Here is a 17,444-nt window from a genome sequence, read left to right as displayed (position 1 = left end):
AGGATCTTTAATAACCATTCATAGCACGCTTGTTCATCTAACAATTCGGTCAGGGGAAATTTGATCATCGCTTCTCTGTCGATTCATGAAAATGACTTCCTCCTATTTTGCCATTTCACCTACTTCCCCAGATGAGCGTCCCCGATTTAGCTGTAAAACCAGAACGATAGTTAAAAACTACCACGCATGACTTGATTGAGCATGGCTTCAATCTGTGAAGCAAGCTGAGTATGACTCATCCCCAATTGATCTAAGACGCTGAGTGATAATTCTAGCGATCGCAAAGACTTGCCTTGATATTGATATTGAAACTGTGAATTACTGCATAGCTGGTAGAGACAAGCCAAATCGTATAGAGATTTAGCATAATCATGCATCATACCGAATTGCTCAAAAGCGATAGAAGCATCAATTAATGAGTCTTCCGCCGTTTCGATCGCATCTTCGTCGAGACTATCTAAACCATCGAGCAGTCGATATACATAGATACGTCCTCGGAGATGTTTAGCGATCGCAATTCCCCTCAGATATTGGTAATCGCGGAAACGTGGTAATACATTTACTCTAATACAGATTAGACTTTCTTCAATTTGGCGATCGCCTAGCAAAGCTTCTGCTAAATCACAGTATAAATAACCAATTTCAATGGTATCAACTGGCTCTTTGAGTAAAGAGATGCCATCTTTGATCATTTCAATTGCGGCTTGCCACTGAGATTCCGCGATCGCTACTTTTACTAGTCCTTTAAGCGCTTGTAAACGCAAAAAGTTATCGGAATTAGCCAAGGCAATATCGAGAGTACTTTGAAAAAGATTAGCGGCTTGATTGATATCTCCCGATGTTAAATACAATTGTCCTAATTGGGTATAGCTTTTAGCGATCGCACATTCATCTTCTATTTCTAGACGTATAGATAGCGATCGTTCAAAACTCATTAGAGCTGATTGCAGATCATTTACTCGTAAATAATATTGTCCGATGGCATCGTCAACGAGGGCTTGCCCCTGCTGACTGCTGCGATAAGATTGATGAGCAGTTTGTAAAACATGTAAAACATCGCTCAATTCCCCCAATTCGAGTGCCAGAATCGAACGCACATAAAGCAGATAAGCCTCTTGTTCGGGATCATGATCTGAATGTTGACTTAATGCTTCCCCCGCTTGTTGCACAAGAACTTGCGCTCTCTGCAATGATTCTAATTGTTTTGTGGCAATTAACTCCACAGCAAGATCTAGTAAAACCCTTATGGTTGTGCTAGGGTCTTCCTCCAAATTTTCGCCAATGGTCGTATTTTGAAGACATTGTTCAAAATAGGCGATCGCTAAGGTGCGATCCTGTTGACGCAGGTGCTGCCCTTGGATTAGAAATTCAGCTAATTTCATGAGAAACTCCAAAATTATGCGTGTAAGTCACCTACTTCTAGGCTTTACACTTCATAGATAATATCGTACCCAAAATCATCTATCCCAAAATCATGCATCGGATCAGTAAAACGATTTTGTTGTTTCCAGCACCTTCGGCGCTAGAAACAACAAATAATGAGAATTGATACAGTTTATTGAGGTTTTAAGTAGTACAGAAATATTTTTGAAAGCGTTGAGAAGCGCCGCTTTCAAAAATATTTCTGGGTTTTAAATCAGCGCAAAGCGCTGTAAACATTCAGTTCATTGTGAGTTTCTACTAAGTTCAATTTGCTGTTTAGTGGAAACAACATGATTGAGAGCTAAAGAATTCCAGAAAGAACGAATTTGATTGCTAACGGGTTGCCACTGTGAGTAATGAAAAAAGTGTTTGCCCTGCTCACTCAACCAGAGGCGATCGCTATCTTTAAGATGCAATCTCCATTTTTGGTAGGCACTTGCACCACCGCCGCTAATTACATAGTCATCTAATGCGCCACAGACCAACATTGGTACAGCGATCGGTGTGGGTGCAATATAGGTAGGTGCATAGAGAGAATGGGGAATGAGAGAATTATCGAGATCTTGCTTAAGTAGGTTAGCTAACCAGTGCAACATTTCTTTGTCACGATAACCAAATAGATAAAAGGCTGTCCGCATCAGCATTGTTTCTCGACTACAACCGATTAATTGACGTTGCTCGTAGTAATGACTATGCCAGCTAGTCGCTAGGTTAACCCCCACTGACAATAAGGTGAGCGATCGCACCTGTTCAGGATATTGCTTGGCATAGAGCCAACCGACTAAGCCCGCAATGCCATGTCCGACTAGATGCACTTTGTCATCACAGGTTTGCAAATATTCATGGAGGGAGGCGATCGCCATATTGAGATCGATGGGTTCGTCAGGATTTTGGCAATATTCCCATTGAGCGATCGCATATTGACGCGACAGCGATCGGAGTAGTTGTAAATCAAAGCGGCGCAAGGATTGACTGGTGCAAATGCCGACAACTTGAGGCGAGGTGGACTGTCTAAAGGTCATATTTTTATTGAAAGTAATTATTATTAAATTAGAGCTGATTTATCAATAATTTCTAAGGCTGTAAATAAAAAAGAATTGAGTGATAGTTGCTCGCTCTTACTAAAATCTGTGTCAGCAATCCATGTAAAAAACGCATTCTATCACTCAATCCTGCCAACGCATTTGAACTATGTGTAATGAAGCGTGCTGAGTCAAGCCGCATCAGAACTTAATTGGCACTGTAACACTATTGATTATAATTATCAATAGTAAAATCAAAAAAATAAAAACGATGCGTCGCATCGTTTTTATTTTTTTGATTTTACTTCACAGAAGTGTTGACGACACTTTTAGGCAGTAAAAATCAAACCCAGTCAGGGTTTTAAAAGCACAAAATAGCTACGCCATTTTGTGCTTTGAGATTACTTAGCTTGTAATTGCCAAACCTTGACGAGGCGATCAGCGCCACCACTGACTAGGGTGGCATCCTTAGGACTAAAGCTGAGGGATAGGACTGGGGCTTCATGCTGGTTGAGGATTTGCATTGTTTTACCCGTTTTCACATCCCAGATGTGAATTGTTTTATCGACACCACCAGAGGCGATCGCACTGCCATCACGGTTAAAGGCAACCGCTAAGACCCCACCTGTATGTCCTGATAAGGTACGCAGGATTTTGCCCGTGCTTGCATCCCAGATTTTTACGGTTTGGTCTTGGCTGCTACTAGCCAGCAGCTTGCCATCGGGACTATAGGCGATCGCATTTACAGGGGCATTATGTCCTGTAATATTTAAAACTCGTTTGCCTGTCTTCACATCCCAGATTTTAATGGTTTTATCAAAACTAGCACTAGCGAATTGCTTGCCATCAGGAGCAAAAGCAACAGATACAACCTTGTCTTGATGTCCCTCAAAAGTCTGTAATAGATCACCCTTACGCCAATCCCAAAGCTTGATCGTTTTATCGGCACTGGCGCTAATTAAGGTGTTGCCATTAGGGCTATAGTCAACACTGTAGACCTGTCCATCATGGGCTTCAATATTCCGAACTGGTTTACCACTGCGGAAGTTCCATAACTTAATCGACTTATCAATACAGGCAATTGCGAAGGTGTTGCCATTAGGATGCACCGCGATCGCGTTAATTCCAGATACTGAGCCGAGATGATTGGATAAAGTTCCAAAGGACTGATTATCTCTTACATTCCATAGGCGTAAGGTGCGATCGTAACTACCACTCGCAAAACTGAATCCATTGGGAAAGAAAGCGACGGCTCTGACCCAACCTGTATGCCCTGGTAGACTCAGCCGTAATTGATAATTAGAGGTGATGGCTGGAGTCGGTTCGATAACCGTAGGAGTCGGTTTGGTAGTGGAGGAAAATTTAGGTAAGTATTGAGAGAAGTTAATCGCACCCCAGCTAACTCCTACTAAGCAAACTAGAGCGATCGCCCAACGATTGGTCTTTTGACTGATGGTAAAAGTGGGCATCTGGAAATCATCAGATCCCTGCTGCATAGGCAAATTATCGAGTTCATAGAGAACTTCCTGTGCAGTCTGATATCGATCTTCAGGATGGTGCTTGACCATGCGATTGAGAATGAGCGCTAGTTCAGGACGAATTGCTGAACCCATCTGCCAGTCTAATAAATTTAGATCTTCACGGCGAACTAATTGACTGGGATGTAAACCTGTGAGTAATTGAATTGCTGTTAAGCCAAGGGCATAGATATCACAACTAGGGGTGAAGTGTCCAAGAGCCTGCTCAAAGGGCATATAGCTAGGTGTACCGAGGACGACTCCATTTTGAGCAGCCGTTGCATAAATGCCTTTGAGAACGGCAAAATTAGTCAGCACAAAATGTTGATCGCTACTATTACTGCCCTGATAACTACCCTGACGATCTTTCCGACGAATTAAATTTCGAGGACAGATATCTCCATGCACCATATTGGAACTATGGGCAATATGCAGACTGGTCAACAATTGTCGGAGAAATTGAACTAACTCGGACTCTTTGTAGAGCTTGCCTGTAGAAATTTCATCACTGAGACGAATTCCATCGATCGCTTCTTCTACGATATAAAATTCCTCCTCTTGCTCGAAATAGGTTGTAATTTTTGGAAAGTCGGTACTGCGATCGCTAAGTTGCTGTAATTTAGGAACCTGATTGCGAAATAGCGATCGCGCCCAGTCAAGTTGCAGATTAGTTTTATTAATCAGACAAAAACTTTTGGCGATCCAGCGTGGCATTTCCGCAGCCACGGTATCTTCGACTAAGTAGGTTTGCCCATAGGTGTCATCAGCGATCGTCTGCACAACTCGAAAGCGTCCGCCTAACAGATTACCAAACGCTTTACCTATTGTTGGTGATGTCGCCATGAGAACCTTACTCCAACCGCAACTCATTTAATTATAATCCAATGCGCCTTGTTGCCATCGGCAACAAGGCGCATTGGATTATAACTAGTTCTTCGATGTTGGCACAACATAGAGAATGCCAGAAATTAACGTAAGTGCGACTGCAATCCAGAAAAAGGCGATCGCATAGGGAATTTTGACTAATAAAGCCGCAATTGCCACGATTTGCATTACAGTTTTTGCCTTTCCCCAAAAATTTGCGCCGATAATTTGCGGCTTACTAACTTCGCTAGAAGAATTGTCCTGACTCGTCGTACTCGGCGCACCACGCCAAGCGGTGATCAATAACTCTCGCGTAATAATTAAAAACACTGCCCAAGCGGGAACTTGACCGAGTTCGATAAACAATAAAAATAGGGCGATCGTGAGAACTTTATCTACAAGGGGATCAAGAAATTTCCCCAGTTCTGTTATTTGATTAAGTTTTCTTGCTAAATATCCATCTAGCCAATCAGTAATTGCGGCGATGATAAATACACTTAAAGCAATTAAGCGGCTAAGTTCGCTATCTTGCCATAGAAATAGCCCAAAAATAATCGGTACAGCAATCAATCTCGATAAAGTTACCCAAGTAGGCAATGTAATCATAAATAACCAAATAATATAGAAAGTGCTGCTTAGCAGCACTTTCTATATTATTTGGTTTGGGTGACTCTCCAGCTAAGTTTGAGATTAAACCAGAAGTTCCAAATTGTGACGATCGCGATCGCGATTAGGTTGGCAACATATTTATTGACACCGAAATAATTGTAAAGAAGATTGAGAATAATCAAGTTTAATCCAATTCCCACTAAACAAATAAGATTGAACTTCACAAATCGCTTAATTAATTTTCTCCGCCCCGATTGTTGCTCAGCTAGATCCCGAAATGTCCAAAGATCATTCCAAAGAAAATTATTAAGAACTGCCACTTCAGCAGCAATTACTTTACTGCGTGTTATTCCCCATCCCAGAGTAGAAGCATCACTTAGTAAATAGAAGATTGCCATATCGACAAATACGCCACTAAAGCCAACCAGTCCAAACTTGAGAAATCGTTTGACAGGAACTCGCAATTTCTCACGGAGTTTGGTAATTCGCCCCCGCGATCGCAACCTTAGTAAATGCAAAATATAATCTACATATTGCCGCCAAGTTACTTTGCTTTCACCCTCTTGACGTTCTTGAAATACATAGCCAACCTCAGCAACTTTCGCAATATTGCCACGACCAAGTACTTCAATTAATATTTTGTAACCTAGTGGATTCATCGGATAGTTGGCGATCGCACTGCGTCTAACCATGAAATAGCCACTCATTGGATCAGAAACTCGACCGATGACATTTGGCAAAATCAGTAAGCCCAGCATTTGCGCTCCCCGTGATAGAAATCGCCGAATAAATCCCCAATCACTGACACCACCACCCTCGACATGGCGACTTGCCACTACTAAGTCTGCTCCCTTTGTCATTTCGTCGAGCATCTTCAACAACGTTTCTGGCGGATGTTGCAAATCGCCATCAATTACCCCCAAATTCTCTCCCTTTGATGCTTGCCATCCACGAATTACAGCCGTCGAAAGTCCCTTTTCTCCTTGACGACGCATTACCCGTAACTGTGGATAGTTTGGCAGCAAATCTAGTCCAACTTGCCAAGTCAGGTCTGGACTATCATCATCAACAATAATTAATTCATAATTATCGTTAAAATAATTATTTAATAACTGAGTCAAAATTTCCACTAACTTAGCTAAGTTCTTACTCTCATTGTAAGTAGGTACAATTAAAGAGAAACTAACCGATTGCTTCTGATGTTGAGAATCTTGACCAAGGTTTGACTCAATGATTTCTTCAGAGAAGAGAAGTTCATTAACTTGAAATGATCCCGATGGCACGGGGATGAGGGAATAGGACATTATCCAGAAATTAGTTTGGGGTGGTGAGATCTGATACCAAAGCTAAAAATGGCATTGCCATTTTTAGCTTTAAAAAACCTGACTGGGTCTGATTTTTAATTCGCGAAAGTGTTGACCCACTTTTGTGAATTGGTATAGCAAAGCAAGTTTTGCTTAGGACAAAACCCCAGAAGATGAGTTGCGGCGCGAAGCGCCGCAACTCATCTTCTGGGGTTTTGGTTTGTACTAGCTAACTCTTTTTTTGCCATATAAATAGGTAATGGTTTATACCGCTTACATTAGACTTTAGACTAATGTAAGCCTTAATTTTCTATATTTTTTCTTAATCTATAGCAATGCAAGTTGTGCTTAGGACATAAAACCCAAAAGAGTGATGGTGGCTCGACGCACCGCTATCACTCTTTTGGGTTTTGATTTGTCCTCGCTAACTCAAGCCTTGCTATATAACATCTAATTTCTGAGCGCTCTTAGCTGATAATGTATTGGGTTGGGTAGCGAAAACTTCCCTGTCTATGTAGCTCAAAACACCTGCACAGATAACATTATGGTTCAAAATACCGCAAAAAATAGCTTTGTTACCTTAGAAGGTGTTGGTAAGTCTTACTTACAGCCAAATGGGCAGACTATTTCGATTATTGAAAATATTAATTGTCAGTTGCAAGTAGGTGAAATTATCGCTTTGTTAGGTCCTTCAGGTTCTGGCAAATCAACATTAATGCGAATGATTGCGGGTTTAATTCCACCTTCTACTGGAAAAGTACTGTATTACAATCGTCCACTCGTGGGACTAAATCCGGGAGTAGCGATCGTTTTTCAGAATTTTGCACTTTATCCTTGGTTAACGGTTTTAGAGAATGTGGAACTTGGGCTGAAAGCAAAGGGAGAAGCTAAGGATACCAGAGAGCAAAAAGCACTTCGGATGATTGATGTGATTGGTCTAGACGGATTTGAGAATGCTTACCCTAAAGAGTTATCAGGGGGAATGCGTCAACGTGTCGGTTTTGCTAGAGCGTTGGCGGTGGAGCCAGAACTGTTATGTATGGATGAGCCATTTTCTGCATTAGATGTGTTAACAGCAGAAAACTTACGCTTTGAGTTGCTTGACCTTTGGTTAGAAAAACGTATTCCCACTAAGTCAATTTTGATTGTGACACATGGGATCGAAGAGGCAGTGACACTAGCCGATCGCGTGATTGTGCTAGGTCGTAACCCTGGGCGGATTCGTGCTGATTTGCCGATTACTCTGCCACACTATCGCGATCGCAAGAGTCCCGAATTTCAGGCTTTAGTTGACCAAGTTTACAAGATCCTCACAAATCCTGATCTACCAGATTTATCAACTCAGACCACCACAACCACAACTTCTACTTCAGAACCTAAAGCTCAACCAAAGTACCAATCTCTTCCCCATGTACGAATTGGCTCAGTAGCTGGTTTATTAGAACTGCTTGAAGGTCGTCAAGACAAAGATTTATATCGGATTGCTCAGGAACTTCTCTTGGAAGTTGATGATATATTGCCAATTGTGGATGCTAGCAAACTAATGGAACTAGTTGCCATTACTGAGGGTGATATTCAACTATCAGCGATCGGCGAAAGCTTTATCAATAGTAATATTGACGAGCGTAAAGCAATTATTCGGGAGCTATTACAGAAGAATATTCGTTTAGTCCAGCAGATTTGTCAGCTTTTACAAGCTAAGCGCAATCATCGTATTTCTGAAGAACTAGTTCTCGATATTTTAGAAAACTACTTCACTACCAAAGAAGCGCAACGTCAACTCCGAACTGCAATGGATTGGGGACGCTATGCTGAATTATTTAGCTATGATGAACCTTCAGGCGAAATCTTTATTGAAGAGAGTACTCCAGAAACTGAAGAGTCTGAATAGATTAAGATAGACAGTGCAAAGTGCCGCCTTGAACCAATAAATTGGGGGAAAGTGTTGCAAAGCAACACTTTCCCCCAATTTATTGGTTCGTTAATTGCTGTACAAGGATGTGCAGTAAAATAAAGAACCGATTTTTTGTGGCGCGGCGAAGCCGCGCCACAAAAAAATTAGTTCTTTATTAAATCGCAGAACCCTAAATGAAAATCACCTAATTCATGTTTAGTCTGGATTGCTTATGTATCAGCCCACTATCGATCCCAAATCAAAATTTAGCGCACGTTGGAGCCTTGGTGATGTCTTACTGCCTTTAGCGATTATTGCTTTTATATTCATCATTGTGCAGACTGCTAGGAATTTTACAGGTACTTATGAAAGTGGCTATGTAGTTAATCTATCGCTGAGCTTTTTACCAAGTTATGCATTGCAGACCTTAGTAAGAATGCTAGCCGCCTATTTAGTATCCTTAGCGTTTAGCCTTTTGTATGCCTATGTTGCTTATCGTTCATCTCTATGGTCAAAGGTTCTTATTCCTCTATTAGACATTCTGCAATCAATTCCAGTACTTTCATTTTTGCCTGCGGTTGTACTTGCTTTAGTCGGTTTATTCCCTGGGCAAAGATTGGGAATTGAGATAGCTTCGATCTTGCTGATCTTTACAGGTATGACTTGGAATATGACCTTTAGTTTCTATCAATCCCTAAGTAGTATTCCTAAAGAATTGATCGAAGCAAGTCAGGTGTATCGACTCGGTGCTTGGCAGCGTTTCTGGACGCTAGAATTACCTTCGGGGGTGGTGGGTTTAGTTTGGAATAGTGTGATGTCTGTGGCTGGCGGTTGGTTCTTTTTGATGCAAACGGAATCATTTACACTTTCCAATCGTGACTTTACGCTTCCCGGACTCGGCTCATTTCTGAAAGCGGCAGCAGACAAAGGTGATAATTTGGCAATTTTTAGTGGGTTGGCAGTTTTAATTGGCATAATTACGATCATTGATTATTTCGTGTGGCGACCTCTAATTGCTTGGGCGGAGAAGTTTAAGAATGAGACAGTTGAAGCGGCTCAAGTACCAGAATCGCGAGTGTTAGATTTTTTAAGGCGATCGCCTACGATGCGAATTATTAGCGATCGCCTGTTTATGCCGATCGCCGAAGTTGTCAATCATAGTTTTAGCCATAAAGCGCCCAGTTCTCCGATTAGTCAGCATAAAACATCAAAATGGAGTAATTGGTTTAACTGGCTATTGGTTGGTTTAGCAGGTTTTATGGTCTTGAGTGGCACATCAAGCGCGATCGCCTTGCTGAGTAGTATGCCATTGAACTCATGGAAACAAGTAGCGATCGGTGCTCTGTTCACGGCTATTCGGGTATTTATCGTCTTGATTATTTCATTGATTATTACAGTTCCCATCGGCGTAGCGATCGGTCGCAATCCCAAACTAGCCCAATTTTTGCAACCAATTGTCCAAGTAGCCGCTTCAGTTCCTGCGACAGCTTTATTTCCAGTTCTATTATTGTATTTGGGAAATATGGCTGGCGGGCTGGACATTGGCGCAGTGATTCTCATGACTTTAGGAAGTATGTGGTACATCCTTTTCAATGTCATTGCAGGGGCGCAAGCCATTCCCTCTGAACTTTTTGAAGCTGCACGAGTGTATAAACTTTCGCCCTTGCAACGTTGGAAAACTCTAATTTTGCCAGGGATTTTTCCGTATTTAGTGACGGGGATCATTACGGCTGTTGGTGGAGCATGGAACGCTAGTATTGCAGGTGAATATGTCAAGTTTCAAGGTAGGGTGCTGACAGCAACAGGATTAGGCTCGACGATCACGCAAGCCTCTGATGTGGGTGATTTTCCACTTTTGTTGGCTTCGACAATTGTGATGTCGTTACTAGTTGTGACGACCAATCGCTTGGTATGGAGACCTCTTTATCGATTGGCTCAGGTCAAATATCAATTAGTTGTGTAATCCCAAAACACAAAATGGCGTAGCCATTTTGTGTTTTAAAACCTTCATAGGGCTTAGTTTTTAATTCTCAAAAATTGCTATATAGCTGTCGCCATTCTTGTTAGGACATAAAAACCAAATAGTGTGAGGCGGCGCGAAGCGCCGCCTCACACTATTTGAATTAACCCACTGCAAACTCAGTATCAGCACGTACCCTAACAGGTTGAAAACCTAAAACTATATCTTCCCTTGGTACTCCTAACTTTAGTAACTCATAGGCAATACCACCTTCAGTACCATCATATTGAATCCAAATCTTTCCATCTTTGATATCCAGATGCAACAAACATCCATAGTCCCTTATATTATTCCGTTTCCAACCCACATAAACAAGTTGGTAATGATCACGTTCTACATCAAAAATAGTCTGCGCCTCAACTTCCTTTGACGATTTCATGGAGCGAGATGCTCTTGCTTGCATTAACTGTTGAATATATTGCCTATAGACAGCTACTTTATCCATTGTTCAATACTCTCCTTATCTAAGTCATAAACTAAAAGATTAAGTTGACTACGTTGTACAACGCTATTAATGAAGGTCAAATTAAAAAAGGTTTGATAAACAAAATGAGGTACAGCCAAATATAGAACCCTTTCTGGATCTGTATCTTCTAAAGCATAGCGATAATCCAAAAATTGTCCATGGGCTAAGTGAAAGTCAGAAATCCTTGAGGGACTAATAAAACTTTTAACCTCGACTGCAATTTTATCATTTCCTCTATCAGCACCGATAATCTGTTCAGCCCCTATATCTATATACATTTCAACTCCACCTACACGTAGTTCATAGGGATCATGAGTTATTTCCCATCCATCTTTTTGGAGTGCGCGTTTAACGAGATCGTGCTACAAATCTTTTGCCATAATTATTCGGTTTTGCCGTTCCTACATATTTTTTGAACTATTTTATGCTTTTAAAACCTTTAAGTACCTGTCAGAATTTCCCAAAGCTGTAAGGTTGCGCCCCGCAGGGGCGCAACCTTACAGCTTTGGCTTTGTAATTAATGGCGATCGCGATAATCCTTAACATAACTTTGCTTGACATTGTATATAGGTATAAGGTCTAGGATTCAGTGATTAAGTTGCGTGAGTAAATGCCGATGACTAGTCACTTAGCTACCCGTCTACGCGAAGGTACACAAAAATCTCATACTGCTGCCGAGAATACTGCATTTATGAAATGCTTTCTCAAGGGTATTGTGGAAATTGTACCGTTTAGAAAATTATTGGCTAATCTCTATCTTGTTTACAGTACCCTTGAAGCAGAATTAAAGCGCCATGCTGATCATCCAATTGTCGGGAAAATGTACTTCCCCGAAATTGATCGTCAGTCAAATCTGGAACAGGATTTAGCTTTTTATTTTGGTGATGATTGGCGATCGCAAATCGTCCCTCTCAAAGCAGGACAGGTTTATGTTGATCGCTTAATCGAACTATCCAATACTGATCCCGCCTGTTTAATAGCCCATTCCTACACGCGCTACATGGGCGATCTATCAGGTGGGCAAGCCTTGAAACATATTATTCGTTCGGCTTTGGATTTGCCAAGCGATCGCGGTACGACTTTCTATGAATTTGAGCAATTGCCAACCATTGAGGCAAAAAAGGAATTTAAAGAGAAGTATCGTCATGCCCTAGATTCTTTGGTTTTGGATGAAGCCACAATTTTGAGAATTGTGGAAGAGGCAAATTATGCTTTTACACTCAATCGGAATGTGGTGGATGAGTTAGAAGCTGATGTTAGAGCCGTACTCGATCCCCATGTTTTTGAACTGCTCACCAAGCAGGATCGGGCTGGTAGTACTGAGCGTCACCATAGCCACGCAGCAGCATAGACATTGTGAGAATGAGCAGTACAAAGTACTACTCGTTCTCAAGAATTAGAATTTAGGAAGTGAATGAATGCCTACAGCAACACAGACAGTTAAATTTGATATTAATCTTTTACATAAATATAATCAGCCCGTACCAAGATATACCAGCTATCCACCTGCAACTGAATTAAACGAAAGCTTTCAAAAAATTGATTTTCGGGGAGCGATCGCGGCTGGGAATTTGCAGAAAACACCGTTATCTCTCTATGCTCATATTCCCTTTTGTGATGCACCCTGTTATTTTTGCGGATGCAATACGGTAATTAGCTCTCGCAAGGAAATTGCCGAACCTTATTTAGGTTATTTGATTCGTCATATTGAACAGGTTGCCACCACAGTTGATCGCGATCGCCTAGTCCAACAAATGCACTGGGGCGGCGGCACTCCTAATTATTTCTCCTTTGATCAGGTAGAGAGATTATGGCAAAGTTTGCAATCGCAGTTTACTTTTGCGGCGGATGCAGAAATTTCTATTGAAGTGAATCCGCGATCGCTGACTAAGGAATATTTGCAAGGCTTAAGAAATCTTGGATTTAATCGCATTAGTTTTGGGATTCAGGATTTTAATCCCAAGGTTCAAGAAGCCGTTAATCGTATTCAACCTGAAGAAATGTTATTTCAGGGAATGGAATGGATGCGTGAAGTTGGCTTTGAAGGCGTAAACGTTGACCTCATCTATGGCTTGCCCTATCAAACCCTAGAGACATTTCGCGAAACCCTCGCCAAAACGATCGCCCTTGATCCTGATCGCATTGCCGTATTTAATTTCGCCTATGTGCCTTGGCTGAAGCCCTTACAGAAAAAGAAAATTGATCCCGCAAATTTGCCTTCACCAGAAGAGAAGTTGCAAATCATGCAGATGACAATTGAAACTCTAACCAAGCATGGTTATGTGTTTATCGGCATGGATCACTTCGCGAAGCCTAATGATGAATTAGCGATCGCACAGCGTGAAGGCAATTTACATCGTAATTTCCAAGGATATACCACCAAGCCCGAATCCGACCTCTTAGGCTTTGGCATGACCTCGATCAGTATGCTGCAAAATGTCTATACCCAAAACCATAAGGGTTTACAGGACTTTTACAAGGCGATCGATGCGGGCGAATTACCAATTGAGCGCGGTGTTACTCTCAATGCCGATGACATTTTGCGTCGATCCGTAATTATGGAACTGATGTGTCAATTTGAACTCTCGCAGCAAGAGATTGAAGCTAAATATCATCTAACCTGCGATCGCGATTTTGGTAAATATTTTGCACCAGAACGCTTGCAATTGAGGCAACTAGAGGCAGATGGCTTGATTGAATTAGAAAAAGATCACATTGAGGTCACGCCTGCGGGACGCTTGTTGATCCGCAATATTGCCTCAGTGTTTGATGCCTATCTAAAAAAGAATGATCTTGGGAAGTTCTCAAGGTCAGTCTAGACAAGAAACCATTTAAGAATTGTCTAGATCCCCCCCAGCCCCCCTTATAAAGGGGGGAGAATTATCTTCTTCCCCCTTTATAAGGGGGATTGAGGGGGATCTCTTAGAGTCTTTGACCATAGAAAGTAATTCTTCAATGGCTTCCAAGGTTGCGGTCTAAAAAATCTAAAGAAACTTTGGAGATTAACATGACACCACAACTGAATATCATGGGCTATCTAAATCGCTCTGAGGTAAATGGACCTGGTTGTCGTGCTGTGGTCTGGGTACAGGGTTGCTGGCGAGAATGCCCTGACTGCTTTAATCCAGCATCTTGGTCTTTGGCAGTTAATCAACTTGTGTCAGTAGAGGAACTCGCTGAACGAATTCTCAGCGAACCTGCTAATCAAGGAGTCACCTTTTCTGGAGGTGAGCCATTTTTACAAGCTTCTGCTCTAGCTGCCCTAGCCAAGCAGGTCAAAGCCGCAGGGCTGAATGTGATGTCGTTTACGGGATACACATTAGCGGAACTGCGATCGCCTAGCGCCCCAGAGGGAGCCGAGGATCTCCTCGACCAACTGGATATTTTGATCGATGGTCCCTATGTTGCGGCTCTTGCCATTCATGCGCCAGATTCTCCTGTTTCGTCGCGCAATCAGCGTTTGCATGTCTTTAATCCTGCTTTTGCAGACAAAATTGACTGGGCAAGCGATCAAACCGAAATTCATATTCTTAAGGATGGTACTCGTGTTTTTACTGGATTTCGCGGACAAATGGACTTCGATTATGTTTGAGGCAATGAAGATGATGTGCATCGTGCCTCATATCTGTACTCAACAATTATTTTATAGGGAAGTTGAAGCAACTAAAGTTCCAGTAAGTTCGCTTTAACCCCATTCCTCCATAACGCATACATTGTTTCTCTAACTTCATGCTTCCTACCTTGACTAAACCGATCGCTTGTTGGCAACAGGAATATAACACTGGTAACTCACAGGTCGATGGACAACATCAACAGCTATTTGAGATTGTTAATGCTCTCCATGATGCTGTTGTTAACAAAAAAAATATCCATATAATCCAAGAGCTTCTAGAAGCCCTAGCTAATCACACCATTGAGCATTTTCAAACGGAAGAAGCTTTAATGATGGCGGTGGATTATCCCGAATATGATCGCCACAAACACACCCACGATTGCCTCTTGTCCAAAGTGGATCGCTTGCTGCTAAAGTTGCGCGATCGCAATATAGAAGCCGTCACAATAGAAATTACGCAATTTCTCACTGAATGGTTGGCTCACCATATCAAGGGTGAAGACCAAAAGATGATTCAGTTTTTTCAAAATCAATAGATCCCCCCTTGAAAAAGCTACCTTGTACACACAAATCTCAAAAACCCCCTTTAATTCCCCCTTGCAAAGGGGGAAACTAGAAATTTCATTCCCTCCCCTTTGCAAGGGGAGGGCTAGGGAGGGGTAAAGGAGTGAAAATTATCTTCTTCCCCCTTTTTAAGGGGGATTGAGGGGGATCGCACATCTCAAACTTTATAAAAACTTCTATTACTAATTACTACTATGGTTTCAATTCAATCTAGACCCGAACCCGAACTTCTCCGTGATGGTATCAAAGTTCCTGTTAAAGAAACTCTATTAACTCCCAGATTCTATACTACCGACTATGACAAGGTTGCAACGATGGATGTCTCATCGCAACAGGCGGAACTGGAAGCCGTAGTTGAAGAACTTCGCACCGATTACAACCGCTATCACTACAAGCGCAATGATGAGTTTAAGCAGTCTTGGGATCATATTGACGGGGAGACTCGTGCAGCTTTTATTGACTTTCTAGAGCGTTCCTGTACCTCAGAATTCTCTGGATTTCTGCTATTTAAAGAACTGTCTCGCCAACTCAGCGATCGCAGTCCTCTGTTAGCGGAAGCCTTTAACCTGATGGCAAGGGATGAAGCGCGTCATGCAGGATTTTTGAATAAGGCGATGAAGGATTTTAATCTGTCGCTGGACTTGGTGAATATGACCAAAAAGCGCAGCTATACCTTCTTTAAACCAGAATGGGTAATTTATACCGTTTACTTGTCTGAGAAAATTGGCTACTGGCGCTATATTCTCGTGCATTACCATTTACAAGCTCATCCTGAGAATAAGTTCTATCCCCTCTTCCAGTATTTTGAAAGCTGGTGTCAAGATGAGAATCGTCATGGCGATTTCTTTAAAGTGTTGCTGCGATCGCAGCCAGCGCTATGGGGTACATGGAAGGCAAAACTATGGGCGCGGTTCTTCCTGTTGACAGTATTTGCTACGCATACGATTACCGTATTTGAACGGGCTGATTTCTATAAATCCATTGGTTTAGATGCTCGCGAATATAACAAGCAAGTGGTGATCAACACTAATCACACCGCCATCAGTGCGTTTCCTGCGGTACTAGACACTAGTCATCCCGACTTTTTCCCCAGATTGGAGAAATGCGCTGATTACAATTTCAAGCTGATGGCAATTAATGATAGCGATCGCCCTCAGTTTGTGAAGACCTTGCAGAAGTTGCCTTTATTCGTGGCGATTTTCTGGCAGTTGTTACTGGTGTATTTCACTAAGCCTATTGATGCTGAAGCCAAACGTGGCGAGGTTCATTAGTGTTTTTGGCAACTAAATAAGAATCAATAGCTCAAGCTCGCAGAAATCTAAATAGATTTCTACGAGCTTGAGCTGTATTTGCAGGGCGATCGCCTAAATCCTTAATGTCTAATCGCTCTACAAAATTTGACAGTTGATTAAAAGAGGATTTTAGCTAATAATCATTATTTCAGCAAATCAAAAGGAGCTAGGTTCAAAGTGAGCCATCCCCATGTATCGATGAATATGGCGTTACTCATAGAGGTCTTGGTCAATTTGTTGGGCGAGATTGCCGTGATTGGTAGCTCCAATAAAGTTTGCTAGTGGATCGAATGGTGTAGAAGTTGGGTTAGAGAGCTTTTTGGGTTGCAGTGTTTGAATAAATCGTAAAACTATCTGGATCTGCTGCTGGCTAAGTTCACTGATCGCTTCTAAGATTTGTTGGTTTTGGTTTGTGGAATACATAGTGAGTCAATGTATCTATATTTTTTCAGTGTAGCAAATTTTGAATTTTGATATAGTTTCCTAAAATCATCAGTATCTAATCGCTCTGCAAAACTTGGAGCCGATCGCCAAACCTCAACAAAATCCTAATGTATATCCAGATCCCCGATTTTTTGTTAATTGCATTATATATTCGCGCCCATAGAGTAGAACTGTAGATACTGTCTTAAGCACCAAAAAGTCAAGAGGGAATTTGGACAAAATTAGGATCGAAAGAACGCTGAGACTTGAGAACACCAAAGACCTGTCGCAATAGCTTGTGCATGACAGCACCAATGACCGACATTTTTGACTTACCCTTAGCCGTAAGGCGAGCGCAGAAAGCGGCAATCGGCGAATTATAACGACGAGCGACAATCGCAGGCATAAACAAAGCTTTACGCAAACGCGAATTA

The 17,444-nt window shown here is 41.8% G+C and carries 14 protein-coding genes and 2 pseudogenes; 7 read left to right on the top strand and 9 right to left on the bottom strand.

What is annotated here, in order from left to right; all coding sequences use genetic code 11:
• Window positions 1-170: 170 nt before the first annotated feature.
• The 5 genes from B9G53_RS06365 to B9G53_RS06345 form a co-directional block, all read right to left on the bottom strand.
• Complete coding sequence (locus B9G53_RS06365; RefSeq protein WP_094530326.1) at window positions 171-1,382, bottom strand: lipopolysaccharide assembly protein LapB; 1,212 nt, start codon at window positions 1,380-1,382, stop codon at window positions 171-173.
• Window positions 1,383-1,664: 282 nt separating this feature from the next.
• Window positions 1,665-2,444 (bottom strand): alpha/beta fold hydrolase, encoded by a 780-nt coding sequence (locus B9G53_RS06360; protein ID WP_094530324.1) that lies wholly within the window; start codon window positions 2,442-2,444, stop codon window positions 1,665-1,667.
• Between the two features lie 401 nt (window positions 2,445-2,845).
• A complete protein-coding gene (locus tag B9G53_RS06355) occupies window positions 2,846-4,804 on the bottom strand; it encodes a WD40 repeat domain-containing serine/threonine-protein kinase (protein WP_176453120.1) in 1,959 nt (652 codons plus the stop codon).
• A gap of 84 nt (window positions 4,805-4,888) precedes the next feature.
• Window positions 4,889-5,431 carry a CDP-diacylglycerol--glycerol-3-phosphate 3-phosphatidyltransferase gene (pgsA, locus tag B9G53_RS06350; protein WP_094530320.1) on the bottom strand — a complete coding sequence of 181 codons (543 nt, stop codon included), beginning with the start codon at window positions 5,429-5,431 and terminating at the stop codon, window positions 4,889-4,891.
• 47 nt (window positions 5,432-5,478) lie between these two features.
• Window positions 5,479-6,738, bottom strand: a complete 1,260-nt coding sequence (locus B9G53_RS06345; RefSeq protein WP_094530318.1) for a glycosyltransferase — start codon at window positions 6,736-6,738, stop codon at window positions 5,479-5,481.
• Between the two features lie 544 nt (window positions 6,739-7,282).
• Between B9G53_RS06345 and B9G53_RS06340 the strand changes: the two genes are divergently transcribed.
• Complete coding sequence (locus B9G53_RS06340) at window positions 7,283-8,629, top strand: nitrate/sulfonate/bicarbonate ABC transporter ATP-binding protein (RefSeq protein ID WP_094530316.1); 1,347 nt, start codon at window positions 7,283-7,285, stop codon at window positions 8,627-8,629.
• Window positions 8,630-8,864: 235 nt separating this feature from the next.
• Window positions 8,865-10,595 (top strand): ABC transporter permease subunit, encoded by a 1,731-nt coding sequence (locus tag B9G53_RS06335; RefSeq protein WP_094530314.1) that lies wholly within the window; start codon window positions 8,865-8,867, stop codon window positions 10,593-10,595.
• Between the two features lie 160 nt (window positions 10,596-10,755).
• On the opposite strand, the gene B9G53_RS06330 is transcribed toward B9G53_RS06335, so the two are convergent.
• Window positions 10,756-11,097: a XisI protein gene (locus B9G53_RS06330; protein WP_094530312.1), complete on the bottom strand. Its 342-nt coding sequence runs from the start codon at window positions 11,095-11,097 to the stop codon at window positions 10,756-10,758.
• Window positions 11,085-11,468: pseudogene (locus tag B9G53_RS06325) on the bottom strand (element excision factor XisH family protein); the annotation flags it as partial. The pseudogene B9G53_RS06325 and the gene B9G53_RS06330, both read right to left, overlap by 13 nt.
• A gap of 266 nt (window positions 11,469-11,734) precedes the next feature.
• Between B9G53_RS06325 and B9G53_RS06320 the strand changes: the two are divergent.
• The 5 genes from B9G53_RS06320 to acsF all read left to right on the top strand — a co-directional run bounded on the left by B9G53_RS06320 (window position 11,735) and on the right by acsF (window position 16,566).
• The gene (locus tag B9G53_RS06320; protein ID WP_094530310.1) at window positions 11,735-12,469 is read left to right on the top strand and encodes a heme oxygenase (biliverdin-producing); all 735 of its coding nucleotides are present in this window, start codon (window positions 11,735-11,737) and stop codon (window positions 12,467-12,469) included.
• A gap of 67 nt (window positions 12,470-12,536) precedes the next feature.
• The gene (hemN, locus tag B9G53_RS06315; RefSeq protein ID WP_094530308.1) at window positions 12,537-13,937 is read left to right on the top strand and encodes an oxygen-independent coproporphyrinogen III oxidase; all 1,401 of its coding nucleotides are present in this window, start codon (window positions 12,537-12,539) and stop codon (window positions 13,935-13,937) included.
• Between the two features lie 188 nt (window positions 13,938-14,125).
• A complete protein-coding gene (locus B9G53_RS06310; protein ID WP_094530306.1) occupies window positions 14,126-14,710 on the top strand; it encodes a 4Fe-4S single cluster domain-containing protein in 585 nt (194 codons plus the stop codon).
• A gap of 137 nt (window positions 14,711-14,847) precedes the next feature.
• Window positions 14,848-15,267 carry a bacteriohemerythrin gene (locus B9G53_RS06305; RefSeq protein WP_094530304.1) on the top strand — a complete coding sequence of 140 codons (420 nt, stop codon included), beginning with the start codon at window positions 14,848-14,850 and terminating at the stop codon, window positions 15,265-15,267.
• A 222-nt stretch (window positions 15,268-15,489) separates the two neighbouring features.
• On the top strand, window positions 15,490-16,566 hold the full coding sequence (gene acsF, locus B9G53_RS06300) for a magnesium-protoporphyrin IX monomethyl ester (oxidative) cyclase (protein WP_094530302.1): 1,077 nt from the start codon (window positions 15,490-15,492) through the stop codon (window positions 16,564-16,566).
• Between the two features lie 231 nt (window positions 16,567-16,797).
• On the opposite strand, the gene B9G53_RS06295 is transcribed toward acsF, so the two are convergent.
• Window positions 16,798-17,010 carry a hypothetical protein gene (locus B9G53_RS06295; RefSeq protein ID WP_094530300.1) on the bottom strand — a complete coding sequence of 71 codons (213 nt, stop codon included), beginning with the start codon at window positions 17,008-17,010 and terminating at the stop codon, window positions 16,798-16,800.
• Between the two features lie 220 nt (window positions 17,011-17,230).
• Window positions 17,231-17,444 (bottom strand): annotated as a pseudogene (locus tag B9G53_RS06290) (IS110 family transposase); the annotation flags it as partial.

It is taken from the genome of Pseudanabaena sp. SR411 (assembly GCF_002251945.1).
In the GTDB taxonomy this organism is placed as follows: domain Bacteria; phylum Cyanobacteriota; class Cyanobacteriia; order Pseudanabaenales; family Pseudanabaenaceae; genus Pseudanabaena.
This window is presented reverse-complemented; position numbering and strand designations above follow the sequence as displayed.